Raw genomic sequence first — 26,238 nt, forward strand, 5'->3', positions numbered from 1 at the left:
TGACGCGTATCTGAACTTTGGTCAGATAATCATTGCAGCTTTCCGCCAGAAGCTAGCTATATAGGTCAATCGAGCTGTCTTTGTCTAGTGCAGAAGGCGAAAAAAAGACGTTCGTTTCTACGCTGTCTGGTTTGTGATGATGTGCATAGCAGGCATGCGCTGCTTGAATGACCGGCGGTTGCAAAAGGTTTTCCTGAGGTAAGACCTGCCCCAAAAGCTGGGTCCAGAATGCTGCACTGCCCACAAGATCATGGGGTTGCAGCCACGCGCCACCATTCTGCGCAATTTTCTCCACTGGCGAAATTCGCGCAAGTTGCTCGATCCCGATCCCGGCAGGACCATCGGTTCCACTGCTCGCAGTCTCGGTCCTGCGGGCCGGGAGCATGGAAATCGGTGTGATCGCGGTCATATGTTTTTCGGTCTATTGGGTCATTGTTGCCTGTGTATTTCGGGACTCCGTGGTTTTGGGCATGGTTCATGGCATTCACCCGGCAAAAATTGCCGCCTTTCGGCGGTGCCGGGCGTTCGAAAAGAGTTAACGAAAAGTTTATGCAGGATTAATGCCGAACGGGCAGGGCATCATTTGCCCGGATCCCCGCGTCTGTCATCGGCCACGAAAAAAGGCGAAGCGCATAAAGCAGCTTCGCCTTTTGTCAGTACAGCCCGGGATATGGCCGGGATGTCTTATTTGTCGGACTTGCCACCGGCAAGATTGTTAAGCTGAGCCTGCATGGCTTCAAGCTGGCTTTTGAGCTCATCTAACGAGGCATCCGATTTTGCGCCTGCTGGTGCGGTCGGCTTTTTCGGACCGTCGCCGGTCGGCTCGCCATTTTCGTCCTGCATGAAGGGCGAGAACATTTTCATCGTCTGTTCAAACAGCGCGATGTTCTGTTTGTTCATTTCCTCGAACTGGCCGAACGGGAACATGCCCTGCATCGTGCCCTGCATATATTCGCGCATCTGTTCCTGATTATGGCCAAAGGCGCGCATTGCCTGTTCAAGATAGCTCGGCACCAGCCCCTGAAGGCTGTCGCCATAGAAGCCGATCAATTGGCGAAGGAAGCTGATCGGCAGAAGGTTCTGCCCCTTGTTTTCTTCCTCGACGATAATCTGGGTAAGGACCGGACGGGTGATGTCTTCGCCCGATTTCGCGTCATAGACAACAAAGTCGGTATTGTCTTTGACCATCTGCGAAAGGTGATCAAGCGTCACATAGGAACTGGTCGCCGTGTTATAGAGGCGGCGGTTCGCATATTTCTTGATAACGATGCGGTCCTGATCATCTGATTTCTTGGTGGTCATGGCGTCTTTCCTGCTTCCCTGTTTCCCGGACGTATGTCTGGCGAACCTTCGGTGGTGTCTTTCCACCTGCTTTGCGCCCCGTAAATTTTTACGATGTTGCGCAGCATTTTCCATTTTGCATTCGCACAGAAGACCAAGAGAGTGCCGCGAATTTTCCAATGTGTCCAGTATTCAACGCGAAGTGCAGTGCGAAAAACAACTTTGGATAAGGTTTGCTGCAACACGGCAAGGGAATTCGTTTTCCTGCGCGCGCCAACATTCTATAGTGATCATCAAGATAAATGCTTTGCATCAGGGAACGATAAAGGTGTCGCCGATGGCCCAAGGTAAGAACGGCGAAAAGAGCGGTGCGACGAAAGCACCCGACCCATCACAAACGTCTGAGGCCGCATCATCCGACCCGGATGACGAACGGCTCGACCAGCTTGCGCAGAAGTTTCTCGAACTCTGGCGTGAACAGGTCGCGGCAACCGCAGACGGCGCGCATGCCGCCAGTGCCATCGGGCGTCTCTATGCGTCCCTTGGTGCTGATACCACCCGCATGGGCGAGGGGTTTGAAGCCTGGGGCAAGCTGATCGGTCAGATGGCAATGGGCCAACACCCGGCTGCCGGGATGTCAAACCCGATGGGCGATGCGATGGCAGCAGTCAACCCGCTGCAGGCGATGATGGATCAGATGGCAAAGGCCGCGCGCGAATTGCCAGCATCTCCCTTTGCCGGCATGCCGTTCGCGCCTGATATGTCGGCAATGGCGGGCATGGCCGGGATGAAACCAAAGCCCGATACCTCAGAAACATCTGATAAAGACGGCGCGGAAACACCCGCCGCCAGTGAAGCCAACAAGACTTCCAAAACCAAACGTGCTGCAAAAAATGCTGCAAAGGGGCAGGGGAAGAATGATCAGTCCGCCAAAACAAAAGCCGCTTCCGCCAAAACGCGAAAATCAGAAGCGGGCGGGGCCAAGGCCGCTTCCGATGCACATGGCAGTCGAGATGACGAGCTGGCTCAGCTCGCGCGCCGCATTACCGATCTTTCTGAAACAATTGCTGCCCTGGAAGCCGGAACTGAAGGATCAGGCGGAAAGTCTTCTGACGGAACTTGAAGCCTATCATCCGGACGACGTCGCCCAGGCGCTGGACCGTGTCGCCTTTGATCGCCATGCAGGCTTCCATGATGGCGTGCGTGCCTATCAACGCCATCCCTATCGCCGCCCGCGCGATCAGGACCGTGAAGACTTGCCGATCTTCTGGGAAGAAGGATCAACCCGGGTTTATGACTATGGCCCGACCGCTGGCGACAAGGCCGCCGAGGATGGCGAGGTTGTCCTTCTGGTGCCCTCACTGGTCAATCGCGGCTATATCCTTGATCTTAATGAAAAGCGCAGCTTCGCACGCTATCTCGCGAAATCTGGCTATCGCCCGCTTCTGGTCGAGTGGGGCTATCCCGGCATGGACGAGGCCAATTTTGGCCTTGATGATTATGTTGCCGGTCGCTTGGTGACGATCCTTCAGGACGTGGCCGATATCAATGGCGGGCCGGTGCCGGTGGTCGGCTATTGCATGGGCGGGGGTCTGGCCCTTGCGGCAAGCCTTCTGGATCCCGCACAGGTGTCAAAGCTTGTGCTGCTGGCAACGCCCTGGGACTTCATGGCCGCCGGTCCGACCCAGTCGCGCATTGCTGCTGCCTTCGCGCCGTCCCTGCCACAGATGCTGGCGATCCATGACACACTGCCCGTGGACGTGTTGCAAAGCCTGTTTGCCAGCCTCGATCCCTTCATGATCGGCGAGAAATTTCGTCGTTTTCAGGCGATGGCCATGGATTCCGCCAAGGCCCATGATTTCGTGGCCCTTGAAGACTGGCTAAATGACGGTGTGCCTTTGCCGCGTCGGGTCGCGGTCGATTGTCTAATTGGCTGGTATGTCGAAAACCGTCCGGCCAAGGGGCAGTGGCAGATTGATGGCATTGATATCAATCCGGCCGATTTGTCCTGCCCGGTTTTGACCGTGATCCCGGAAAATGATCGCATCGTCCCGCCAGAAAGCGCGCAGGCACTGTTTGATGCCTGCCCGGAAGACATGCGTGAGGAACTCCATCCCTCTGCCGGGCATATCGGCATGATGGTCGGATCACGCGCGGAAAAATCCACCTGGAAACCGGTCGCTGACTGGCTGGCGAAAAAGGATTAACCGCGCGACTGTGCTTCTGGTTCAAACTGCTCGCTGATCGCGCCAAGGCGGTTGGGGATCAGGCCCAGCATCTTGTGGGTCAGTTCGTTATAAACCTGTTGTCCGTTGCCCAGCGGGTCGACAATGTTGCCTTCGGGATCAAGCATCATGACATCGGGCGGGGTCTCAAGCGACCATTGCAGGATCTTCTCGGCAATGGCTTCGCCCTGCCAGGTTTCCATGACAAACACCAGATCGCAGCTTTCCAGAAGCTCGCGGGTTAATCCCTGACTGGCATGGCTGTCGGTGATGCCGATTTGCGCCAGCGCGACTTCGGCTTCCGGGGTAATCGCATCCCCATCGCGGGCATGAATGCCAGCTGACAGAACACGCACCGGCAGGCCATGCAGGCGGACATAATGGCGCGCGACGGCTGCGGCAATCGGGGATCGGCATGTGTTGCCCGTACAGGCAAAAAGAACGGTAAACATCAATCGGCCTTTCTAGTGACTGAACACTTTGGCCAGAAAGGCCTTGCTGCGCGGGGATTGCGGATCATCGAAAAAGGCATCGGGGGCGGCCGCCTCGACGATCTCGCCGCGATCCATGAACACCACCCGATCAGCGACGCGCCGGGCAAAGCCCATCTCATGGGTCACACAGATCATGGTGATCTGCTCGGCTGCCAGATCGACCATGACATCAAGCACCTCCTTGATCATTTCCGGATCAAGGGCGGATGTCGGTTCATCAAACAGCATGATCTTGGGCCCGATACAGAGCGTGCGGGCGATGGCCGCACGCTGCTGCTGGCCGCCTGATAGCTGGTGGGGATATTTGTTGGCCTGGGCTGCGATATTGACCCGCTCGAGATATTCAAGGGCGGTCGCCTCGGCCTGCTTGCGGGCGATCTTGTGCACCCACATCGGTGCGAGAACGCAATTCTCCAGAATGCTGAGATGCGGATACAGATTGAATTGCTGAAACACCATGCCGGTCGATTTGCGGATTTTGGCCAGCCCCTTGCCATCTTCGCTGATCGGGGTTCCGGCGATTTCGATCTGGCCTGCCTGATGGCGTTCAAGCCCGTTCATGCAACGGATCAGGGTCGATTTGCCCGATCCCGACGGGCCGCAAATCACCAGACGTTCTCCTTCCGGGATGGAAAGCGTGATGTCTTTAAGAACCTGAAACTCGCCAAACCATTTGCTCATGTCGCGGATGGCGATCATGTCGGAAGGATTGGGCGTTTGGGTGTGTGCTATCGCATTCACGGTCGTTTTCATCCCTGTTGGCGCATGCCCAAGGCAGGCGGGCTTTTGGTCTTTTCTTGGGAGTGATGTGGAACCGACACGCACACAGCACACAGTTCGGGGAGGCAACTGTCGTCGTGCCGGTTCCACAAGCGCTTAGCGGATCGGATCGGGGTACAGCAGACCGCCATCCTTGCTCAGCGCGTTGACCGTGCCGCTGCGATCCATACCAAAGGTGGTTTCCGTACCCAGATGGCGCTCATAGACCTCGGCATAGTTGCCGACCTGCTTGATCACCTGATAGCTCCAGTCCGCCGGAAGACCGATCTGCTGGGCCATTTCACCAGCTGCCGATTCAGCGGAAAGAAGGCGCACAATACCCTTCGGCTGGTTTTCAAGATCGGCCATGATGGCATCGACATTTTCCGAAGTAATGCCCATCGCCTCGGCATTGAGCATCACCTGGAACGCCCAATAAATGGCAGTCTCAAGCGACGCATCCGGACGCGACAGGATCGTCAGCGGCTCATTGGAAATGACTTCCGGAAGGATGGTGTAATCACCCGGATTTTCCGCAAGCAACCGGTCGGAACTCAGTGCCGTACGGTCGCTTGCCATCACGTCACACTTGCCCGAGAAAAAGGCCTGCAGGCGCGCAGACTTGTCCGCGATGTTTTCAACGCGGTATTCGATGCCGCGATCACCAAACCAGTCGGCAATGTTCAAAAGCGTGGTCGAGCCTTCCTCGGCGCAAACGGTCGCACCGTTAAGATCGGCCGCGCTGGCAACACCAAGCTTCTTCGGGATCATGAAGCCCTGACCATCATAGAAGGTCGTGGCAACAAAACGCATGCCCGGGTTGGCGTCACGTGTGCCGGTGCGGGTGATGCTGCGCGATGCGATATGCGCCCCTTCGGCGACGATGGTTTTCATGCTGTCGGAAAAACCGATGCCACGAATGTCGGCCTTGTTGGCATCGCCCAGAATGGCGGCAGCCGCCATGCGGCAGAAATCGGTATTAAAGCCCTGATAGACACCCTGGCTGTCGGGTACTGAGAAACCCGGCGAGTTGGTGTTGACCAGACAAACAAGACTGTCATCGGTTTTGATCTGATCCATGACCGGACCAGCCTGGACCTGGGTCGAAAGACCCGCGAGAACTGCAAACGCAGCCGGCAAGACGAAACGCACTTTCATTGTTAGGCTCCCTGTTAAAATGCCCTATGAAGTTCTTCTCTCTAACCATCTGCTATAGGCAGACAGGCACCAGCAGGTCGCCAGGAACCAAGCCCCTACAAACAGATATGCTTCCAGGCCGTAGCGCTGCCAGACAGGGTCGCTGAATGACATTTTCGCAGTGGCCATGATGTCGTGAATGCCGATGATGACGACGAGTGAGGTGTCCTTGTATGCGCCAAGAACCGTGTTCAGGATGCCGGGCATGGCGACCTTGATCGCCTGCGGCAAAATGATCAGGCGCGTCTTCTGAAGCCAGTTAAGCCCCTGACTGTCGGCCGCCTCATACTGACCCATTGGCACGGTTTGCAGACCGCCGCGAATGGACTCGGCAAAATAGGCAGAATGGAAAATCACCAGCGCGATCATGGTGGTGATCAGCGGATTAAGCGTGATGTCATCAGGCATCATCAGGGGCAAAACAAACAGCCCCAGAAACAGCACCATGATCATCGGTACACCGCGCACCAGCTCGATCCACATGACGGCAATCGCGCGCACAGCGGGCAACTGATCCTGATGGCGTGCCAGCGCAAGCACGATGCCAAGCGGAAAGGCAAAGACCAGCCCGAAGATCGACAGCATCAACAAGACCGGAAGACCGTTCCAGCGTTCCGGCTGCACATAGTCAAGCCCCGGCACGCCGCCACGCATCAACACAGTGAACGCAATCGAAAGCCCCACCCAAAGCCAGATCAGACGCGCATCCTGCCAGCGCGGCACCATGGATGCGCCAACCCCACCGAGTAGCAAAAGGCTGGCAACAAGCGGCCGCCACTGCTCGTCCCACGGATAGGTACCAAACAGGATCAGGCGATGTTTCTCAACCAGAAACGGCCAGCAGGCCCCGGCAGCCGCTGCACAGGCATCACGATCCCCCCAAGGGCCAACCGCGCCGATCAACAGCCAGTCAATCGCGATCCAGCCAAACGTGGCAATGATCAATAGAAGGATGACCGAAAGAACGCTGTCGCGTGCCGAACCAAACAGGCGGTTGCGCAGCAAGGTTAACCGGCTGATTTTCGGCGGTGATTTTTGCGGGGTCAGGACGGTCTGTTCCATGCTCACGCCCTCACTGCCATGACGCGGGCGTTATAGACATTGACCAGCCATGAAACGATCAGACAGATGCCGAGATAGACACACATCGAAACCGTCATCAGTTCGATCGGACGGAAGGTCTGATTGATTGATGTCGTCATCACCGACACCAGATCGGAATAGCCGACCGCAAGCCCGATCGAGGTGTTCTTGGTAATGTTGAGATACTGGTTGCCCATCGATGGCACGGCCGCCCGGATCGCTTGTGGCAGGATCACCAACCGGGTCATTTGCCCAAAGCTCAGGCCCGATGCCTTTGCGGCTTCAAACTGCCCAACCGGCACCGACTGGATCGCACCGCGCACCAGCTCGGCGACCTGTCCGCCGTGATAAATCGAAAGGGCCAGCACCAGCACACAGAACTGCACCGAAATCCGCCCGCCACCGGCAAAATCAAATCCCTTCAGTTCCGGCCATGACAATGTGTAGGGCGCCAGACCAAGCAGGGCTGGGGCAGCAATCAGCAGAAGTGCACCTGCCGTCACGGGCCAGAAGACGGGAAAACGTTTGCCGGTCTTGTCCTGCGCGCGCGCTGCCACCCGGCCAAGCAGAACAAGCGCGACCGGCCAAAGCGCGACCATCAGAAACAGCCAGTAAAGCCCGGCACCCTGCGCAATGATCGGGAAGTAAACTGCGCGGTTTGAAATATGGATCACATCAAACAGCGACCAGCTTTCACGCACTACCGGCAGGGCCGTGACCATCGCCAGATAAAGGGCAAGCAAGATCAGAAGTTTGGGCAGGTTGCGTGTGATCTCGATGTAAAAGGCCGCGACCCGCTCACCAAGGTAATGGCCGCTGGATCGCAAAATCCCCATCAGCACCCCGATCACCGTCGCACCGATAATGCAGCAGATCGCAAGTGTTACCGTATTGATCACCCCGGCAAGGATCACGCTGGCATAGCTGCTTTCCGATGACACGGAGAGCAGGCTTTCGCTGATATCAAATCCGGCCTGACCCGACAGGAAATCAAACGACAGTTTGATATTCGACTTCGCCAGGTTCGCCTCGATATTGCTGGCCAGAACATAGCCCAGCCAGACAAGGGTGCCGACGACGACGGCCTGCCAGAAAAACTGTGATCTCAGAACACGCATGCGTGTATCCATTCCCTGATGCAATTGTTTTGTGCATTGCAACCAGTATGCTTGTATACAGCTATACAGTAAATGACTTTTCTATGACATTCCGCAGGAGCAGGGATCTGTGGCGGGATGTTGTGGGACGGAAAATCGCAGTTACCGGCGGCTCTGGCGGGAAATAAAAACTCTTGTCATTGCCTTTATGGATGCATACATGTACACCTCTTTCGGACATTCTGCGTCCGTGCGGGTGCCAAATTCCGGCACTTTTGGCCATCGACTCCGGTTCTTGCCGGTTTCAACAACAAGAACAGAACGTATGAGCACCTCTCAGAAATCCGGCGTTGATATTATTTACGAAGCCATCCGCGAACGCATTTGCCTTGGCGTGTATGCCAGCGGTGATGTTCTCTATGAAGGGGAACTGGGCAAGGAGTTCGAGGTCAGCCGCACGCCGATCCGTCAGGTGCTTCAACGTTTGGCTTATGAAAAGCTCGCGGTGGTCAAGGTCGGTGTCGGCACCACGGTGCAGGACCAACCGCTTGCAGCCCAATTGCAGGGTCTTAAAATCCGCGCGGGCATCTATCGTATTGTCGATGATCTTGCGATTACCGAAACGCCTGCGGATATCGAGGCCTCCGTCGCCCCGCTTTATTACCGGGTGTCGCGCTTGGCAGCCGGCGCGGAACGCGAAAAATTCTGGAGCATCCTGCGCGATGTCCATCTGCTGACCGCAAGCCTGATCGCTGATGATGTTCTTCAGCGCACCGATGATATGCTGTTTTATCGTACCGTGCCGGGACTGGTGCGCCAGGCCGCACAATTCCCGGAGCTCGCCACCAGTCTGATCCGGACCGAATTTGATCGTCTGGTCGATCCGATTGAAAAGGGCGACTTCAAGGAATTCTTCCGGGTGCGCTCTGAAACGCTTCTGACCTTCTGCGATCTGCTGGACCCCAAAGACGGGCACTAGGCCAATGTCGGGCAGGGCGGTTTAGATTGCAGCGCGTGCCAGCAAAAACCGTTTCTGCTCGTCACTTTCAATGGACTCGCCATTGACCGCCTGAACGGCCTTAATCGCGATCTCGGCTGCCATGCCACGCTCAATCAACAGGAGCGCTGCGATCGTGCCACTCCTCCCGTATCCGGCCAGACATTGCAGAACAATACTCTTGCCCTGATCAAGGCTGGCATGAAGCTGTGGGGAAAACGCTTCCCAACCGCGCAGGAATGCTGCATCGGGCTTGGCATAATCATCAACGGGCAAATGGTGAAAGGCGATGTCAGATTGCCGGGCCAGTTCGGCAATATCCATAATCGCATCCGCCCCGACCTCATCATCGGTCATCAGGCAGACATAGTGGGTCGCGTTGTGTTGGCGAAGATCGCTGATCGCTGTCTTGCAGCGCGCAAAATCCATCTCAAGCGCACCGCTTGGGCCAATGTCAAAGCCCGGCACCGCCATCTGAATAATGCCCTGCGCGTGGCCGGTCTGGACCGGCAGGATGGCGCGGATATAGCTGTCATGCGGCATGGCGGTGTGATGTGACCCCGATGGATAAAGCTTTGAATACTCTACACATGCACAAAGCCGCGACAAGCCTGCTTCTAATATGAGGGGTGGGGCTGCTGCGCTATTCAGCGCTTTCGGTCGCAAGTTGTGCACGCTCTGGGGCCCAGCGCAGGGTCAGGCGGGCAAGCAGCGCGATAATTATCAGGGTCAGGATCACCCGCCCAACCAGCACCACCCAGATATCCGCCCCGAGTGCCAGCATGATCGCCGTATCCTCGATCAGGGAATGCGATAGCGACAACCAGCTGAGCGACAGGAAAAGCGTTCTTGGCGGATAGTTGTTCTTGCGCGCCTCATCAATGATCAAGGCCCCGCCATAGGTGATGCCAAGCAACACGCCAATGGTGGTCACCGGTGCCACATCGCGCGAAATGCCGGAAATGCGCAGCATCGGCATCATCGCCTGTGTGATGCGGGCCGTGATCCCGGTCTTTTCCAGGATATCCAGCAGGACCAGCAACCCGACAATCACACCAAACGTCACCACAAGCGATTTGACCATCTGCATCGACCAGTCAATCCAACCGGCCAGGCCGCTGGCGGCGGTCGTGACATCCCCTGCAACCATCCAGGAAAAATCAACCGGCTCGGACAGCCAGCCAGTCATGTCACTGATCCAGGTCACCAACGCGCCATAGGCAATTGCCGCCCCAACACGAAGGGCTGTGGTCGCCCAGAAACTCGCCCCGGCGCGTTTGACAATTGCCTGCTCGACCGGAAGCCCATGGGCAAACAGCATCATCGCACACAGCGCGCTTAACTGTGCGGCTGTCATATCAAGATGGGTCGCCAGCCCGACAAAGGCGCCAACCGCGCCATACATGCTGACCAAAACGCACGTCGCCCAGATCAGCCCGGCCTCTGGCGGCAGGCCGATCAGCGCCATCACGGGCGTCAGCCAGTCGGATACCAACTCGACTGCGCCAAATTCTTCGGCTATCCGCACGATCACCATCACCGGCAACATCACCTTGATAAGGGTGATGAACAGCTTCTGGCTGCGGTTGATCAGATCAAAGGCATAGCGATGCATGGGGCGGCAATCCATCTTCGGTGTTTGGGGCGCGTCCGGCCTGTTGGCCAATCACAGCAACCTCTAACGTTGCTGCACAAGTCTGTCGAGGAGCGCGATCATGCCACGGGTTCTCGATTTTCGTGCAGCGTATTTGTGCATCTTCGTGCAATATGGCAGCGTTATATTGCCAAATGACGCTGTGGAGTTGCGCAAAATGCCTGAGCTGGATCGGATCGATACCAAAATCCTGCGCCAATTGCAGGAAAACGCCGATATCCCCAATGCCGAGCTGGCTGATCGGATCGGGCTTTCGCCATCGGCCTGTTTACGTCGGGTGGCGAAGCTTCGCCAATCGGGCATCATCCGCAAGACCGTCGCGGTGATTGATCCAGCAAGCGTCGGACGCCCGCTTGGTGCTGTGATCAATCTTGAGTTCCATCGTCACGGCAATCAGTTCCGCCAGGATTTCATTCGCAAGGTCCGTGACCTTGATGCTGTCCGCCAATGCCATGTCGTCACCGGCGAAGTCACCGGTGTCATGATCCTTCAGATGCGCGACATGGCCGAATACACCGCCCTGTGCGAAACGCTGTTTGATGCCGATGACAATATCGTCTGGTATCGCACCTATATCATCACCGAAACGCTCAAGGATGAAATGGGACCGGCCTTTTAGGGGCGCATATGATCAAGATCATGGACGGCCCCATTCGATCGCGATAGTTTTGCGCCTATGAAAAAGCTGTTCCATATCCTCATGACACTGTGTTTGCTCAGCGCCTCGGTTGCGGGCATGGCACATATGTCTGGTCCGGCCTCGGCAATGCCGATGGCGGGCGTTGGCATGTCGCATGGAACCATGGAACAGATGATGGCCGATTGCGATGATTGCACAGCGACATCTCAGGCTACTGACAGCTGCGATATCATCTGCGCCGTTCCGGCAGTGATCGCCCGCAAGGAGCCATTGGCAAACATCCTTTCGGTCACGCGCCTTCACATCCTGCCGGTTGCCTATCGTGCCGATGGCATCACGCGGCGCCCGGAAATCGCCCCTCCACGCCTTCTTTCCTGATCAGCTACGCGCGCGCCCGGCTCATGGGCGTGTGCGCATTTCATTCCGGCATCTGAACTGCCGGGAATGTTCCTTCTGTCAGGAAAGTCATCATCATGAAGACTTCTTTCCCCCTGTGCCCGTCGCGGCGCAGGTTCTTGCAAACACTTGGTGCAGGTGGCGTGACGGCGGCGGCGCTAACCACGGGTCTGCCTGGATTGCTGCCGGGCGTCGGGCGTGGTTCGGCTCATGCGGCCGAAAACATCCAGAATATGGTGGCAGCCCCCGCCAAGGCCAATCTTCTGCCCGGCGGGGCAACGTCAACACCGGTCTGGGCCTATAACGGCACGGTGCCGGGTGCCATGCTGCGCGTCAAACAGGGTGAAGACGTGCATGTCCGTTTTGAAAATCAGCTATCCGAGCCCAGCAGCATTCACTGGCACGGGGTGCGTGTGCCCAATGCCATGGATGGTGTCCCGGGCCTGACCCAGCAGCCGGTCGCCCCGGGCGAAACATTTGATTATCGCTTTAACGCCCGCGATGCCGGGACCTATTGGTATCATCCCCATATCAACTCACCGACCCAGCTGGCGCGCGGGCTTTACGGTGCCCTGATTGTCGAGGAAGCCGAACCGGTAAGCGTTGATCGCGAGTTCGTCTGGCTGATCGATGACTGGCGTCTGGGCGCTAATGGCGAGATTGATCCGATCTTTAATGGCGGGCACGATGTCGGCCATGCCGGACGGCTGGGCGAGCTTGTCACCATCAATGGTGTAGCCAATCCCGATATTGCAGTCCGCCCGGGCGAACGCATCCGGTTGCGTTTGGTCAATACGGCCAATGCGCGGGTGTTTGCCATCGACTTTGCCGGTCTGGCACCGCATCTGATTGCCCTTGATGGGCATCCGGTCACACCGCATGTGCCCGATATGCCGGTCTTTTTGTTTGCGCCGGGCATGCGGGCCGATTTCATTGTCGATATCCCGCCAGATGCTGGTGGTGCATTTGTGTTGATCGATCGCTTTTTTGACGGGCTTGAAAACCCGTTGGCGAACCTGCGCGTGCAAGGTGACCCGGTGCGGGCGGATGTTGCCCAAACTAGCATGGCCTTGCCGGAAAATCCGTTACCGGAACCCGATCTGCAGAATGCTAGGCGGGAACAGCTGCTTTATACCGGCGGCATGATGGGCGGTGGCGTTCTGCGGCATCTGGTCGAAACCGGCAAGATTGATGCCGGGTTCCTCGGGCAGGTACGCGGCATGGCGCAATCAATGATGGGCATGATGACCGGCGGCGGTGTCTGGATGGTCAATGGCCGTGATCCGGAACGTGATCAAATGGGCCCGCTCTTCTCGCTTGGGCATGGGGAAAGTTGTGTGGTGACAGTGACCAATGCGACGGCCTGGTATCACCCGATCCATCTGCATGGGCATGCCTTCCGCGTGCTCTCGCGCGACGGGCAGCCAACCCGTTATCAGGAATGGCAGGATACCGTCCTTCTCGCCCCGGCAGAGCAGGCCGAAATTGCCTTTGTCGCCGATAATCCCGGCGACTGGATGCTCCATTGCCACATTCTCGAACACAAGTTCGGCGGTATGTCCGGCTTCATCCGAACTGCCTGAACGGCTTCCGTTGACGTTACACGTAACAGGATCAAAAACATGAAACGTTTCTTTGCACTTATGCTGACACTTGCGCTGGCAACAATCGGTCTCGCGTCGCACAGCCACGCAAACCCCTTGCAAGCCACAATCTATAAGGACCCCAATTGCGGTTGTTGTGCGATCTATGCCGATTACCTCGTCGCCCGTGATGTCGAGGTCGAGGTGATCGAAAGCGATCAGGTCGTTCAGATGTCGCGCATGACCGGCATCCCAGAGGAAATGCAGGGATGCCATCTGACGATGATCGAAGGCTACGCCATTTCCGGTCATGTGCCGTTTGAAACCATCGATCGCATCCTGGCCGAACGCCTGGACGCCAAGGCCTATACCCTGCCGGGCATGCCGATGGGATCACCGGGCATGGGCGGAATGAAGAACGCCCCGTTCGAGATCTATCAGATCAATGGCGCCACGGCCGAGATCTACGACGTTCAATAACCAAACCCAGAAGCCCGGCTCCGAGTATGGGGCCGGGCTAAAGCAAAAAATACGTGACAAAGTCCTTAAAATTGCGACTTGGGCTTGCGATCTGCGCGCCATAGGCACACACTCTATGTATCATTCGTCATCATGCGTTCCGGGCTGTTTGCCTGATGGTTGCGTATTTCGGACTGACCCGAAAGTGGTAGGCATCAGCGCTTGGAAAATTGCTGCGGTGCGGTAAGATCAAGTCTGGATCTGAGCAAGGCCCGTAACGACCTTTGCCCGATCTTTGGAAACGTAATCAGGATTAATCGGAGGATCTCATGACCGACGTCGTAATTGTGGGTGCCGCACGGACACCAATTGGTGCATTCAGTGGCACGCTGGCCAATACCCCGGCGCATGATCTGGGTGCTGTTGCCATCAAGGCTGCACTCGAACGCGCAGGTGTCGAAGGCGATGCTGTGGATGAAGTGATCCTTGGTCAGGTCCTGACAGGTGGTCAGGGGCAGAACCCGGCACGTCAGGCCGCCATTGGGGCGGGTATTTCTGACCGCGCCACGGCGTTTCTGATCAACCAGGTTTGTGGTTCGGGCCTGCGCACCGTCGCCCTTGCCGCCCAGCAGATCATGACTGGGGATGCCAACATCGTTGTTGCCGGCGGTCAGGAAAACATGTCGCTTTCAACCCATGTCGCGCATCTGCGCAACGGGCACAAGATGGGCGATGTCAAATTCATCGACAGCATGATCAAGGACGGCCTGTGGTGTGCCTTTAATGGCTATCACATGGGCAATACCGCTGAAAACATTGCCAAGAAATGGGGTATCTCGCGCGAAGAGCAGGATGAATTCGCTGCCGGCTCCCAGAATAAGGCCGAAGCCGCCCAGAAGGCCGGTCGTTTCAATGATGAAATTGCCGCGGTCACCATCGCGCATCGTAAAGGCGACATCGTCTTTGATGCCGATGAATATCCGCGTCACGGTGCCACCGTCGAAGGCATGGCCAAACTGCGCCCGGCCTTTGACAAGGAAGGCACGGTGACCGCCGGCAACGCATCGGGCATCAATGATGGTGCTGCTGCCCTTGTCGTGATGTCAGCGGCTGAGGCGTCCAAACGTGGCCTGACCCCGCTCGCAACGATCAAAAGCTGGGCGACGGCTGGTGTTGATCCGGCGATCATGGGTTCCGGCCCGATCCCGGCGTCGAAAAAGGCACTGGAAAAGGCCGGCTGGTCGGCAGCCGATCTTGATCTGATCGAAGCCAACGAAGCATTTGCCGCCCAGGCCATCGCGGTCAACCGCGACATGGGCTGGGATACCGACAAGGTCAACGTCAATGGCGGTGCGATTGCGCTTGGCCATCCGATTGGCGCATCGGGCGCACGTGTCTTCACCACGCTGCTTCATGAAATGCAGAAGCGCGATGCCAAAAAAGGTCTGGCGACGCTCTGCATCGGTGGTGGCATGGGGGTCGCGCTTTGCGTTGAACGCTAAGCCGGCCTTGGCCAAAAATTGAAGTATGCGGGGTGTCCTCTTGCGGGGATGCCCCGTTTGCATTGATGCAGCATTTGCTGCAGTGCGACGAAAGACTAAACCGTTTTGCAGACATCGATGATGGAGAAGAAATAAAATTACGTATATAACGCTGTTTATGGACTAAAGTTACGCGAGTCGTAGAAGGGCAAACTACGGAAATCGTGACGATGACATGTTGGATGACACGTTTGATGAACGAAGTTTAGGGAGGCGACCATGACAAAAACAGCACTGGTAACCGGTGGAACGCGTGGTATTGGCAAGGCAATCAGTCTGTCACTCAAGGATGCGGGTTACACCGTCGTGGCGAACTATGCCGGCAATGACGAGGCCGCCAAGGCCTTCACCGATGAAACCGGCATTGCGACCTATAAATGGAGTGTCGCGGATGCGGATGCATGTGCTGCGGGCATCGCCAAGGTCGAAGCCGAAGTCGGGCCGATTGATATTCTGATCAATAATGCAGGCATCACCCGCGACGGCTTCATGCACAAGATGGAAACCGAGCAATGGAACGCGGTGATTGATACCAATCTGAGCTCGCTGTTTTACATGACCAAACCGGTCCTTGAAGGCATGCGCGCACGCGGCTTTGGCCGGGTTGTGAATATTTCCTCGATCAACGGGCAGGCCGGCCAGTTTGGCCAGACCAACTATTCCGCCGCCAAGGCCGGCGTGCACGGCTTTACCAAGGCCCTTGCCCAGGAAGTCGCGCGCAAAGGGATTACGGTCAACACCATCGCACCGGGTTACATCAATACCGACATGGTGGCAGCGGTGCCTGAAAAGGTCCTTGAAGGCATCATTTCCAAAATCCCGGTTGGCCGTTTGGGCGAAGCAGACGAAATCGCACAGGCGATCCTCTATCTCTGCGGTCCGAATTCCGGCTTCATCACCGGTTCCTGCCTGTCCATCAATGGTGGTCAGCATATGTTTTGATGTGTTGCCAGTCCGGCAAGCATCACCAAACAGCAAAACGCCCTGCAACACTGCAGGGCGTTTATTTATAGCATAGTCGACTTGCTTAGCAGAACGAACAGATATGCTTCCCGAAGCTTCCCGAAGCTTCCCGAATTTGTTTATTCAATATACGACAGAGGTGTTGGAAGGAGAGCAAAAACTGTTCTATAAGCGGGTTCAGTTCAAAAAATGCATCACCGGAAAGCGCAACGTAAATATGCGAGAAGATAAGATCATCAAACCCGTCATTATGTGTGGCGGATCGGGGACAAGACTTTGGCCGCTTTCGCGCAAAGCGTCCCCCAAGCAGTTCATTCCTCTCTATCAAGGGAAATCTCTGTTTGAACTTACGCTGGATAGAGTTGCACCTATCGGCGAAGTGCTTGCCGTTAGTGGCGATGATTATCGATTTTTCGTTCAAGAGATTGCGGAGAAGGTCGGGAATGATGTCACTCAGGTTCTTGAGCCTTGTGGTCGAGATACGGCTGCAGCTATGGGACTGGCAGCGGCTTTTGCGAGTAGTCCCGATGACTTGCTGCTGTTCTGTCCAGCCGATCACTTTATACCCGGTGCTGACGAATTTCGCACAATGGTTTCTGATGCGGCAGACCTCGCCAGGGAGGGATGGATTGTAACCTTCGGGGTTCAGCCAAGCGGCCCAAGTACCGCCTATGGCTATATTGAAACCGGCGATGAAATTCGTGGTGATGCGACAAAATCAGTTCGCTTCCACGAAAAGCCTGATACTGCAACAGCTCTGGAATTCCTCGCTTCTGGAAAGTTCCTCTGGAATTCAGGCATTTTTCTCATCAAACGTTCAGTGCTCCTTGAAGCCTTGCAGACCTTCGAGCCGACGATCTACGAAAAATGTATGACCGCGATGGAGGGTGCTGAACAGGACGGTGCATTTTTGCGGCCCGGTGCTGAGTTTATAGATGCAACCAAAAAAAGCATCGATTACGCAGTGATGGAGCGCGCGACAAACATTGCTGTCGTGCCATTCAAGGGGGTCTGGAGTGACGTCGGCAGCTGGGACGCGATGTTTGCGCTAAGCGACGTTGATCAAGACAATTGTGGTAAGCTCGGTGTTAGCGAGAACATTCATTCAATTGACTCAAAAAACACACTCGTACATGCGTCAGACCGCCGTTTTGTCGTCACTATTGGTACGAAGGATCTGGCCATTATTGATACGCCAGATGCCTTGATGGTAAGTGCACTTGATCAGGTAGAGAAAATTAAGGGTGTTGTTTCTGACCTAGACGCATCAGGCCGCGCAGAAGTTCAGGAGCACCGTCGTGTCGCGCGCCCTTGGGGGGCGTATGACAGTATTGATCATAGCGACCGGTTCCAAGTCAAACGCATCACGGTCAAGCCGGGAGCCAGACTTTCCTTGCAAAGACATAACCACCGAGCGGAACACTGGATTGTTGTCAAGGGGACGGCATTGGTAACCCGGGATGAGGAAACGTTCCTGCTGAAGGAAAATGAATCAACCTACATTCCGTTGGGGGCTGTTCACCGCATGGAAAATCCTGGCAAAATCCCGCTCGAGTTGATTGAAGTACAATCTGGTACATACCTTGGGGAAGATGATATTGAGCGTTTCGACGACGAGTATGGTCGTCATGTTTTGTAGTCGGTCTATAACTAGACTTAGCGGATCGAGAAGATAACATCAGCTACACGTCATAACCCAAATATCAGCAATCCCGGTGCCGTGAATAACGGTTTGCGCGTTGGGCAGGTCGTTGCTGGTGGCTTTGTGGGTGGCGGGGGCGTCGTCAAAGCCATGGCCGCGCCACCGTTCGATCAGGCGTTGGCGAAGGATTTCTTCCGGGACTTCGAGATAGATCGACAGATCAAAAAGGTCGTGAAGCTGCGTCCACGGGGCTTGATCCAGTAGCAGGTAATTGCCTTCGACCAGAATGATCTTGTGGCGCGGAGTGATGGCGCGCGCCGAGCCGCGTGAGATTTCGAGGCTGCGGTCAAAAAGCGGGACATAGACGTCTTCGTTTTGTGTGTCACGAAGTGCTGTTAGCGTGCGTTTCAATCCACCGATATCAAATGTTTCCGGTGCGCCCTTGCGGGCCAGAAGCCCGCGGTCTTCAAGAATGCTGTTATCAAAGTGAAAACCGTCCATCGGCACCACAGCAGCCCCGGCTTTATCACCCCCCAGATGGTGATAAAGCCGGTCGGACAAAGCGGATTTGCCCGAGGCTGGTGCGCCGACGATAGCAACGAGGATGCGGCCGCCGTCGGCGTTTCTGGCGCGAATGGCTTCTGCCAGATGGTCAAGATCAGGTGTCATGAAGCTGTGGTTCTCATATCCGGGACACGTCGTGTTGAGGGATCAGGCCGCACTTTCTGCTGGCGGTTCCTTTGCGCCCGTCATAAAGGCAACCGCATCGGACATGCTATAATCATCGGGCTTGATCGTGCAAAGACGTTTGCCCAGACGATGAACGTGAATGCGGTCCGCCACCTCGAACACATGCGGCATATTGTGCGAGATCAGCACAATCGGCATGCCGCGCGCCTTCACATCGGCAATCAGGTCCAAAACCCGTCGGCTTTCCTTGACCCCAAGGGCCGCTGTCGGCTCATCCATGATCACCACACGTGATCCGAATGCCGCCGCACGGGCAACTGCCACGCCTTGGCGCTGGCCGCCCGAAAGGGTTTCAACCGCCTGATTGATGTTCTGAATGGTCATCAGGCCAAGCTCGTTAAGCTTTTCACGCGCCAGTCGCTGCATTTCCTTATGATCAAGTGCGCCGAAATACTTGCCCATAAAGCCCTTCTTGCGAAGCTCGCGGCCCATGAACATGTTATCCGCAATCGAAAGGGCCGGTGAAAGGGCAAGGTTCTGATAAACCGTTTCAATCCCGGCTTCGCGCGCATGCATCGGGGAGGTGAAATGGATCGGCTTGCCATCAAGTTCGATGCTGCCTTCATCAATCGTGACAGCCCCCGAAAGCGCCTTGATCAGCGATGATTTCCCCGCGCCGTTATCGCCGATCACGGCAAGAACCTCACCGGGATAAAGATCGAAATCGGCGTAATTGAGCGCAGTAACACGGCCATAGCGTTTGACGATGCCGCGTGCCTTAAGAACAGGTTTGATTTCGTTGCTCATGACGACACCTTTCTGATCCACTGGTCAATGGCGACGGCGATAATGGTCAGCCAGCCAATCGCAAAGACCTGCCAAAGAACATCCACACCCGCCAGACGAAGACCGGAATTAAACACGCCAACAATCAGCGCCCCGATCAACGGGCCAATGATCGATCCGCGCCCGCCAAACAACGAGATGCCCCCGATGACAACCGCAGTAATCGATTGCAGGTTGGCTTCCTGAAAACTTTGCGGCGACACAGAACCCACACGCCCGATCGAGGCCCATGCGCCAATCGCGCACACAAGACCCGCAAGGCCATAAACCATGATGAGCGTACGGTTGGTGCGAATGCCCGAAAGCTCGGCAGCTTCCTTGTCATCGCCAATGGCATAAACATGCCGCCCCCAACTGGTGTGATTGAGGATGTACCAAAGCACGCCAAAGATCAGCAGCATCAGGATCGACCCATACGTGATCCTGGCCCCGCCAAGCGCGATGCTTTCACCAAAGAATTTCAAAAGCGGTGCGACTTCATCCAACGTCTGGCTTCGGATCGATTGCGCCCCTGAAAGCCAAAGGTTGAGTGCAAAGAAGATGTTCCAGGTGCCCAATGTCACGATAAAGGGCGGCAGTTTGATCCGGGTGACCAGAAAACCGTTCAGCGCCCCGGCACAGATCCCGCCGATAAACCCGACAAAGATGGCAATCGGGGCGGGGATGCCGATGGTCACGGCAAGCTGCCCCATAATGACCGACATCAGAACCATGATCGCCCCGACCGAAAGATCAATGCCGGCCGTCAGGATCACAAGGCTTTGGGCGGCGGCCAGAATGCCGATGATCGACACCTGCTGCATGATCAGCGACAGATTAAAGGGTGAAAAGAATTTGCTGCCGGCGACAAAGCCGAAAATGATGATGGAAAATATCAGAACAATCACCGGCACCATGGTCGGGTTGCCATGCAGGAAGTGCTGTACACTGTCAAACAGACTGCGGTGTTTATGTTCGAATTGCGCGACGCTGCTGTCGCTGGACTCAAGCGCGTGCTCAAAATCCTGTTTCTGGCGCGACGATTTGGGTGTCTCGCTCATCGTTTCCTCCGGACCTGGTTGCAAACAGGATCAGTTTGTTGATCCCTATGCCGACACCCGTCCGGCTCTGATGGCCGGTTGGTTCGCGCGGGCGTTATACCAAGTGTAAAGCAAAGTGGGACAAGGAGGGCAGGGGTAAAGCTGCCCTCCTTCGAAGCAGGTCGGGATTAGCCGGGTTTTAGCCCCAGCAACGATCCATGCCCTCGGCAACATCGATTGACGGCACACCGTCAACCGGCTGATCGGTCACAAGGTTCACACCCGTGTTATAGAAGTTAAGGCCCTGGCTGTTCTGCGGCTTTTCACCGCTATCAGCCCACGCCTTGATCGCTTCAATGCCCTTGGATGCCATCAGCAACGGATATTGCTGCGAGGTCGCACCAATCACGCCGTCCTTTACGTTGGCAACACCCGGGCAACCACCATCCACAGACACGATCAGAACGCCTTCTTCCATGCCAAAGGATTTCAATGCTTCATAGGCACCGGCCGCTGCCGGTTCGTTGATGGTGTAAACCACATTGATGCCGGAATCGCGCTGCATCAGGTTTTCCATCGCGGTACGGCCGCCTTCTTCGTTGCCGCTCGTCACGTCATGGCCAACGATCCGGTCGTCATCCTCGTCCCCAATCTTGTTGGGGTCCTTGATGTCGATGCCAAATCCTTTCATGAAGCCCTGATCGCGCAGAACGTCGACCGACGGTGCACTCGGTGCAAGGTCAAGCAGGGCGATTTTGGCATTGGCGGCATCGGCACCAAGCTTGGCCGCTGCCCACTGACCAATCAGCTCACCAGCCTTGAAGTTATCGGTGGCAAAGGTCGCATCGGCCGCATCAATCGGCTCAAGCGGGGTGTCCAGCGCAATAACGAGCAAGCCGGCATCACGCGCCTTTTTGACAACCGGGACAATCGCCTTGGTGTCCGATGCGGTCAGAAGGATGCCCTTGGCACCCGATGCAATGCACGATTCGATGGCCTGGACCTGTGTTTCATGGTCGCCATCAATCTTGCCGGCATAGGTCGAAAGATCGATGCCAAGTTCATCGGCCTTGGCAGATGCCCCTTCCTTCATTTTCACGAAGAACGGGTTGATGTCGGTTTTGGTGATCAGGCAGGCGCCGATTTCATCGGCCTTGGCGGTATTCGGGGCCGCAGAGATACCCAGTGCAAGCGCACCAAGGGCTGCGCCAAGAAGTGCTTTCTTCATTTGTTTCCTCCCAGGATTGAACCTGAATATGTGGCCATTTGGGCCTGATTTGGTTGTTTTCCAACAGGTCGTGACGCACTTTTGGTGACGGGTCTTCAACCTGTATGGCGCATACGACACACCAAATAGGCGAAGCTGTCAATTAATAAATCCGATTGATTTATTAATTATTCCTGTCACTCTGATCGGTAATCAGGCTATCTAAAGCCTGAGTGGGAGGACCAAATGTCAGACAGCATATCTGCGTATCCGGATGATACCGGGGCGGATGATCGCACAACGCGTCCGCTGCATCCGGGCGGCGGTGCCAATCAGTTGCGTGTGCGCGCCTATAATGAACGGCTCGTGCTGTCGCTGGTCCGTCGCAATGCCGGTCTGTCAAAGGCCGATATCGCAAGGCTTTCGGGCCTGTCTGCCCAAACCGTTTCTGTCATCATGCGCGCCCTTGAAAAGGACGGCCTTTTGATGCGCGGCACACCTGTGCGCGGCAAGGTCGGCAAACCCAAGGTCCCGATGGCACTTAATCCCGACGGGGTTTATTCCTTTGGGCTTAAAATCGGCCGGCGCAGTGCCGAATTGATCCTTTTGGATTTTGTCGGCTCTGTGCGCGCGACCAAACGCGAAGCCTATAAATACCCCACACCCGATGGCATCCGCCGTTTCGTCCGGGAATCGGTCGAAGATATCCTGACCGGACTTACCCGCAATCAGATTGATCGCATTGCCGGTATCGGTATTGCCGCCCCGTTTGAACTTTGGAACTGGGTCGATGAAGTCGGCGCACCGGTCGAAGACATGAATGCCTGGCGCGAGGTCGATCTGGTCGACACCATTGGCGCCATCGTGCCCTTCCCGGTCTTTCAGCAAAACGACGCCACGGCGGCCTGCGGGGCGGAACTGGTCTTTGGCCTTGGCCCGAACTATTCCGACTTCGCCTATTTCTTTATCGGGTCGTTTATCGGCGGTGGTGTGGTGCTTAATCAGGCGCTTTATGCCGGGCGGACGGGCAATGCCGGTGCCTTCGGCTCCATGCCGGTCTCATCGCGCAGCGGCCATCCCAGTCAGCTGATTGATCAGGCATCGATCTTCGTGCTCGAAGAAATGCTCACCCGCGAGGGACGCGATCCCGCCATGCTCTGGCGTGATCCGGATTATTGGCATGGTTTGGGCGAAACACTTGATATCTGGATTGCCCATACCGCACGCAGTCTGGCAATTGCCATCACCTCGGTCTGTTCGGTGATTGATTTCGAAGCGGTGATTGTCGATGGCGGCTTCCCGGCCGATGTTTGTGACCGGGTGGTTGCCGCCACACGTGCCGCGATTTCCGAGCTCGACCTGCAGGGGATCGAACGTCCCCGCATCGAACAGGGGCGTGTGGGCAGCGCCGCCCGCGCTATCGGGGCGGCAAGCCTGCCACTGTTCTCGCGTTATCTTCTCGATCAGAATGTTCTGTTCAAACAGATGGCCTGATCCAGCATCAGCTTAGAAATTGTCTTTGCGTTTGCGGATCTCGGTAAAGATTGCAACCGGGCTTTCACCGCTCATGCCAAGCGCCTTGGCAACCGATGGCTCATCAGCGCGCAGAAACGGGTTGGTGGCAAGCTCGACATCCAGACGCGATGGAATGGTCGGCAGGTTGCGGGCCCGAAGTCCGTCAATATCCTGACAGCGTGCCGTCAGGATCGTATTGTTCGGTTCAATCGTTTTGGCAAAGCGGGCATTGGACTGGGTATATTCATGGCCGCAATAAACCTGCGTGCTGCCCGGCAGGTTGCGGAACTTCTGCAAGGACTGCCACATCTGTTCCGGCGTGCCTTCAAACAACCGTCCGCAACCCAGCGCAAACAGGCTATCACCCGAAAACAGCGCGGTGATAGCCGGGAAATAAAACGCGATATGGCCCGTGGTGTGGCCCGGAACATCAAACACCCGACCTTCCAGATCACCAATCAGAACCTGATCCCCCTCCGCACAGGTTTCATCCATGTTGGGAATGCGTGCGCTTTCGGCCACTGGCCCCAGCAATTTGGCACCGTATTTTTCCATCAGCTCGGCATTGCCACCGATATGGTCGTGGTGGTGATGGGTGTTGATCACCAGATCAAGCGTCCAGTCACGCTCTTCAAGGGCGGCAATCACGGGCGCTGCTTCGCCCGGATCAATAATGGCGGTGACTTCACTGCGGTGGCAGCGCACGAGATAGGTGTAATTGTCTGAAAGACAGGGAATGACGATCACTTCACCGGCGGCCATAACGTACCTCTGAACCTGAATTAGCTTTGGTCCAAGACTAGCAGCATCTTCTGTCTTGAAACAATCACGCAAAACCGAACGGCATGGATTGCAAAAATATTCCCGTGCCGGTTCGGGGGTGATAGGCTGATGGCATGCGTCAGGATGTCGTTGATCTTCACCGTTTTTATGCCAGCAGCATCGGGCAGGCCGCCCGTCGTCTGATTCGCAGGCGTCTGCGCGTCATGTGGTCGGATGTCCGGGGCATGCGCGTGCTGGGCTTTGGCTATGCCACGCCGTACTTGCGCCCGTTTATTGGCGAGGCAGAGCGTGTCATGGCCTTCATGCCCGCACGTCAGGGCTGCGTGCATTGGCCAGCCGACGAACAGAACCGCGTGGCATTGACCGAAGAAACCATGTTGCCGCTGCCCGATAGTTCGGTGGACCGCATTCTTCTGGTGCATCTGGTCGAACATTCCGATTCCATGCGTCGTCTGATGCGTGAATGCTGGCGGGTGCTGACCCCCAATGGCCGGATTGTGGTGGTGACGCCAAACCGAAGCTCGCTCTGGTCCTGGTCGGAAAAGACGCCGTTTGGCTATGGCCATCCCTATAGCGTTTCGCAGCTTCAGAACCTGATGCGCGAAAACATGTTCCTGCCGGTCCAGCACAGTCGGGCACTGTTCCTGCCGCCAACCAACATGCGGCTTTTGCTGCGCTGGTCGCAGATGTTTGAAAATATCGGCTCGCGCCTGTTCAAGGCCTTTGCCGGCGTTTCCATCGTCGAGGCCGGCAAACAGCTTTATGCCAGCTCAGGCACGCCACAACGCAAACGCCGTCTGGTGCATATCCCGGTGACCGTGCCGCCGCTCCGTCCAGCCGATGGCAATCAGCAGCATTGCACCTGCCACAAGGAACCAAAATCCGGTGCCGGGCAGGGGGCAAAGTCCGGTACTTCCTCTGCTGCCAAAACGTCAACGTGTTCCGACTGATTAGAAAACAACTGTTACGCCAGAGTCTGTTCTGTTTAGCTTGAACCGCTTTTGCCGAGGACATTCCTCTGCTCGGCAAGGAAAGGATCGCAGAGCGTAGCGGCGCTACGGACGAGATCCTTGACGCTGCAGAGCTGAGGAATAGCCCGGCCCGCAGGGTTCTGTTTGGCGAGGTTTCGCTTCGTTACACCGCTTGAACGATGCACCACATCGTCCTGCGCGCTGTGCCTAGCCAAACGGCACGCCAAACACGAACAAAAGCGATGCAAGCTAAACAGAACAGACTCCGGACAATTGACAGCCATGTTGGGGTTGTCGGAATAATATAGGCATGAATTTCAAAACCGTTTTGCGAAACACAGTCAGATTGACCGGAAGCGCGCTGTTTGGCTGCGTTCTCGCCGTGCCGCATGTGACGTCTGCGCAAACGGTTCAAAGCAACATACCGATCACCGTTACGCTCTATGCCGAAGACGGCAACATCCCCTATGCCTTCCTGGATGGGGTGGAGCCGCAAGGCATCTATGTACGTATCCTGAACGCCGCTTTTGATCACCTGCCGGGCTATCGTCTGGAAATCGTCAATGTGCCCTTCCGGCGCGGTATGGACTTGCTTAAGGATGGCAAGATCATGGGCTTCTTCCCGCCCTATGAACGCGCTGATCGTGACTGGATTGAACGTTATTCGATACCCATCCTGCGCGAAACCGTGGTGGCGATCTGCAGCAAGGACTACGCGCAGCGCAATCTGCTCAACAGCTTCCCGGCCGATTTCAAAGGCGCCCGCTTTGCCAACAATGCCGGCTACCGTCTGGCCGGGCCTGAATTCTTTGATATGGTCGAGGCTGGTGACATCCTGCTTGAAGAAGCCAACACCACGGCAAGTAACCTGCGTTTCCTGATGGCCGGGCGGGTGGATTGTTATGTCAATGAACGCATGGCCATTTTGGCCGGGATGCGTGAGCTGGCGGTCGACAAGGCAACCGCACGTCTGTTTGACGAGGTCGCCGTCATCGGCCACGAGCATGGCTATGTTGCCTTTGGCCCGGACCGGGATGGCAAGTGGCCCTATCGCGATGCGTTTGCCGATGACCTTGATCAGGTCCTGAGCGAGATGCGCGACAGCGGCGAGATCGACCAGCTGGTCGTTTCCTACTTCTCATACTAGGCCAGCATCGGCATACCCATCAGAACGCGCGCCGTTGGTAAGACGCAAA

General features: G+C 56.3%; 27 protein-coding genes. 13 read left to right on the forward strand and 14 right to left on the reverse strand.

Annotated features, from left to right (window positions below; translation table 11 throughout):
- Positions 1-52: 52 nt before the first annotated feature.
- Together CMO10_RS07995 and phaR are read right to left on the reverse strand one after the other, a co-directional pair.
- The gene (locus CMO10_RS07995) at positions 53-409 is read right to left on the reverse strand and encodes a hypothetical protein (RefSeq protein ID WP_297020492.1); all 357 of its coding nucleotides are present in this window, start codon (positions 407-409) and stop codon (positions 53-55) included.
- Between the two features lie 275 nt (positions 410-684).
- Positions 685-1,302: a polyhydroxyalkanoate synthesis repressor PhaR gene (gene phaR, locus CMO10_RS08000; RefSeq protein ID WP_297020495.1), complete on the reverse strand. Its 618-nt coding sequence runs from the start codon at positions 1,300-1,302 to the stop codon at positions 685-687.
- A gap of 316 nt (positions 1,303-1,618) precedes the next feature.
- Here phaR and CMO10_RS08005 point away from each other — a divergent pair, with 316 nt between their 5' ends.
- Positions 1,619-2,404 carry a hypothetical protein gene (locus tag CMO10_RS08005; protein ID WP_297020497.1) on the forward strand — a complete coding sequence of 262 codons (786 nt, stop codon included), beginning with the start codon at positions 1,619-1,621 and terminating at the stop codon, positions 2,402-2,404.
- Complete coding sequence (locus CMO10_RS08010; RefSeq protein ID WP_297020500.1) at positions 2,295-3,488, forward strand: alpha/beta fold hydrolase; 1,194 nt, start codon at positions 2,295-2,297, stop codon at positions 3,486-3,488. The genes CMO10_RS08005 and CMO10_RS08010 overlap by 110 nt, the downstream gene beginning before the upstream one ends.
- On the opposite strand, the gene CMO10_RS08015 is transcribed toward CMO10_RS08010, so the two are convergent.
- From CMO10_RS08015 to CMO10_RS08035, 5 genes are all read right to left on the reverse strand, one after another.
- Entirely contained in the window at positions 3,485-3,958 is a 474-nt protein-coding gene (locus CMO10_RS08015; protein ID WP_297020504.1) for an arsenate reductase/protein-tyrosine-phosphatase family protein, read from the reverse strand. The genes CMO10_RS08010 and CMO10_RS08015 overlap by 4 nt on opposite strands.
- Positions 3,959-3,970: 12 nt before the next feature.
- The gene (locus CMO10_RS08020) at positions 3,971-4,699 is read right to left on the reverse strand and encodes an amino acid ABC transporter ATP-binding protein (RefSeq protein ID WP_363928334.1); all 729 of its coding nucleotides are present in this window, start codon (positions 4,697-4,699) and stop codon (positions 3,971-3,973) included.
- Positions 4,700-4,876: 177 nt separating this feature from the next.
- Positions 4,877-5,917: a type 2 periplasmic-binding domain-containing protein gene (locus CMO10_RS08025; RefSeq protein ID WP_297020508.1), complete on the reverse strand. Its 1,041-nt coding sequence runs from the start codon at positions 5,915-5,917 to the stop codon at positions 4,877-4,879.
- Between the two features lie 24 nt (positions 5,918-5,941).
- On the reverse strand, positions 5,942-7,018 hold the full coding sequence (locus tag CMO10_RS08030) for an amino acid ABC transporter permease (RefSeq protein ID WP_297020510.1): 1,077 nt from the start codon (positions 7,016-7,018) through the stop codon (positions 5,942-5,944).
- Positions 7,019-7,020: 2 nt separating this feature from the next.
- Positions 7,021-8,157, reverse strand: a complete 1,137-nt coding sequence (locus CMO10_RS08035) for an ABC transporter permease subunit (protein ID WP_297020513.1) — start codon at positions 8,155-8,157, stop codon at positions 7,021-7,023.
- Positions 8,158-8,461: 304 nt separating this feature from the next.
- On the opposite strand from CMO10_RS08035, the gene CMO10_RS08040 reads away from it, so the two are divergent.
- A complete protein-coding gene (locus CMO10_RS08040) occupies positions 8,462-9,115 on the forward strand; it encodes a GntR family transcriptional regulator (RefSeq protein ID WP_297020516.1) in 654 nt (217 codons plus the stop codon).
- 21 nt (positions 9,116-9,136) lie between these two features.
- Here CMO10_RS08040 and CMO10_RS08045 read toward each other — a convergent pair whose 3' ends face one another.
- Both CMO10_RS08045 and CMO10_RS08050 read right to left on the reverse strand, forming a co-directional pair.
- Entirely contained in the window at positions 9,137-9,676 is a 540-nt protein-coding gene (locus CMO10_RS08045; RefSeq protein ID WP_297020519.1) for a phosphatase domain-containing protein, read from the reverse strand.
- A 100-nt stretch (positions 9,677-9,776) separates the two neighbouring features.
- Positions 9,777-10,748 carry a nucleoside recognition domain-containing protein gene (locus CMO10_RS08050; protein ID WP_297020521.1) on the reverse strand — a complete coding sequence of 324 codons (972 nt, stop codon included), beginning with the start codon at positions 10,746-10,748 and terminating at the stop codon, positions 9,777-9,779.
- Between the two features lie 196 nt (positions 10,749-10,944).
- Here CMO10_RS08050 and CMO10_RS08055 point away from each other — a divergent pair, with 196 nt between their 5' ends.
- From CMO10_RS08055 to CMO10_RS08085, 7 genes are all read left to right on the forward strand, one after another.
- Positions 10,945-11,406 carry an Lrp/AsnC family transcriptional regulator gene (locus tag CMO10_RS08055; protein ID WP_297020524.1) on the forward strand — a complete coding sequence of 154 codons (462 nt, stop codon included), beginning with the start codon at positions 10,945-10,947 and terminating at the stop codon, positions 11,404-11,406.
- 57 nt (positions 11,407-11,463) lie between these two features.
- On the forward strand, positions 11,464-11,805 hold the full coding sequence (locus CMO10_RS08060; protein WP_297020528.1) for a hypothetical protein: 342 nt from the start codon (positions 11,464-11,466) through the stop codon (positions 11,803-11,805).
- A 95-nt stretch (positions 11,806-11,900) separates the two neighbouring features.
- Positions 11,901-13,406, forward strand: a complete 1,506-nt coding sequence (locus CMO10_RS08065) for a multicopper oxidase family protein (protein ID WP_297020530.1) — start codon at positions 11,901-11,903, stop codon at positions 13,404-13,406.
- A 39-nt stretch (positions 13,407-13,445) separates the two neighbouring features.
- A complete protein-coding gene (locus CMO10_RS08070) occupies positions 13,446-13,886 on the forward strand; it encodes a DUF411 domain-containing protein (RefSeq protein ID WP_297020532.1) in 441 nt (146 codons plus the stop codon).
- Between the two features lie 308 nt (positions 13,887-14,194).
- Positions 14,195-15,367 carry an acetyl-CoA C-acetyltransferase gene (locus CMO10_RS08075; RefSeq protein ID WP_044827793.1) on the forward strand — a complete coding sequence of 391 codons (1,173 nt, stop codon included), beginning with the start codon at positions 14,195-14,197 and terminating at the stop codon, positions 15,365-15,367.
- Positions 15,368-15,625: 258 nt separating this feature from the next.
- Positions 15,626-16,348, forward strand: coding sequence for an acetoacetyl-CoA reductase (gene phbB, locus CMO10_RS08080; RefSeq protein WP_044827794.1), 723 nt, complete (start codon positions 15,626-15,628; stop codon positions 16,346-16,348).
- A gap of 103 nt (positions 16,349-16,451) precedes the next feature.
- Positions 16,452-18,008: a mannose-1-phosphate guanylyltransferase/mannose-6-phosphate isomerase gene (locus CMO10_RS08085; protein WP_297020537.1), complete on the forward strand. Its 1,557-nt coding sequence runs from the start codon at positions 16,452-16,454 to the stop codon at positions 18,006-18,008.
- A gap of 39 nt (positions 18,009-18,047) precedes the next feature.
- Here CMO10_RS08085 and CMO10_RS08090 read toward each other — a convergent pair whose 3' ends face one another.
- The 4 genes from CMO10_RS08090 to CMO10_RS08105 form a co-directional block, all read right to left on the reverse strand.
- Complete coding sequence (locus CMO10_RS08090; RefSeq protein WP_297020539.1) at positions 18,048-18,680, reverse strand: nucleoside triphosphate hydrolase; 633 nt, start codon at positions 18,678-18,680, stop codon at positions 18,048-18,050.
- Between the two features lie 42 nt (positions 18,681-18,722).
- Positions 18,723-19,508, reverse strand: a complete 786-nt coding sequence (locus CMO10_RS08095; RefSeq protein ID WP_297020542.1) for an ATP-binding cassette domain-containing protein — start codon at positions 19,506-19,508, stop codon at positions 18,723-18,725.
- Positions 19,505-20,587: an ABC transporter permease gene (locus CMO10_RS08100; RefSeq protein WP_297020544.1), complete on the reverse strand. Its 1,083-nt coding sequence runs from the start codon at positions 20,585-20,587 to the stop codon at positions 19,505-19,507. Before CMO10_RS08100 ends, CMO10_RS08095 begins: the two co-directional genes overlap by 4 nt.
- 178 nt (positions 20,588-20,765) lie before the next feature.
- The gene (locus CMO10_RS08105) at positions 20,766-21,794 is read right to left on the reverse strand and encodes a sugar ABC transporter substrate-binding protein (protein WP_297020547.1); all 1,029 of its coding nucleotides are present in this window, start codon (positions 21,792-21,794) and stop codon (positions 20,766-20,768) included.
- A gap of 225 nt (positions 21,795-22,019) precedes the next feature.
- Here CMO10_RS08105 and CMO10_RS08110 point away from each other — a divergent pair, with 225 nt between their 5' ends.
- A complete protein-coding gene (locus tag CMO10_RS08110; protein ID WP_297020550.1) occupies positions 22,020-23,267 on the forward strand; it encodes an ROK family transcriptional regulator in 1,248 nt (415 codons plus the stop codon).
- 12 nt (positions 23,268-23,279) lie between these two features.
- Here CMO10_RS08110 and gloB read toward each other — a convergent pair whose 3' ends face one another.
- The gene (gene gloB, locus CMO10_RS08115) at positions 23,280-24,050 is read right to left on the reverse strand and encodes a hydroxyacylglutathione hydrolase (RefSeq protein WP_297020551.1); all 771 of its coding nucleotides are present in this window, start codon (positions 24,048-24,050) and stop codon (positions 23,280-23,282) included.
- A gap of 134 nt (positions 24,051-24,184) precedes the next feature.
- On the opposite strand from gloB, the gene CMO10_RS08120 reads away from it, so the two are divergent.
- Both CMO10_RS08120 and CMO10_RS08125 read left to right on the forward strand, forming a co-directional pair.
- Positions 24,185-25,021 (forward strand): methyltransferase domain-containing protein, encoded by an 837-nt coding sequence (locus tag CMO10_RS08120; protein WP_297020553.1) that lies wholly within the window; start codon positions 24,185-24,187, stop codon positions 25,019-25,021.
- A 331-nt stretch (positions 25,022-25,352) separates the two neighbouring features.
- Positions 25,353-26,189, forward strand: coding sequence for a substrate-binding periplasmic protein (locus tag CMO10_RS08125; RefSeq protein ID WP_297020554.1), 837 nt, complete (start codon positions 25,353-25,355; stop codon positions 26,187-26,189).
- Positions 26,190-26,238 lie beyond the last annotated feature (49 nt).

The organism is Thalassospira sp. (assembly GCF_002709775.1).
Lineage (GTDB): Bacteria > Pseudomonadota > Alphaproteobacteria > Rhodospirillales > Thalassospiraceae > Thalassospira.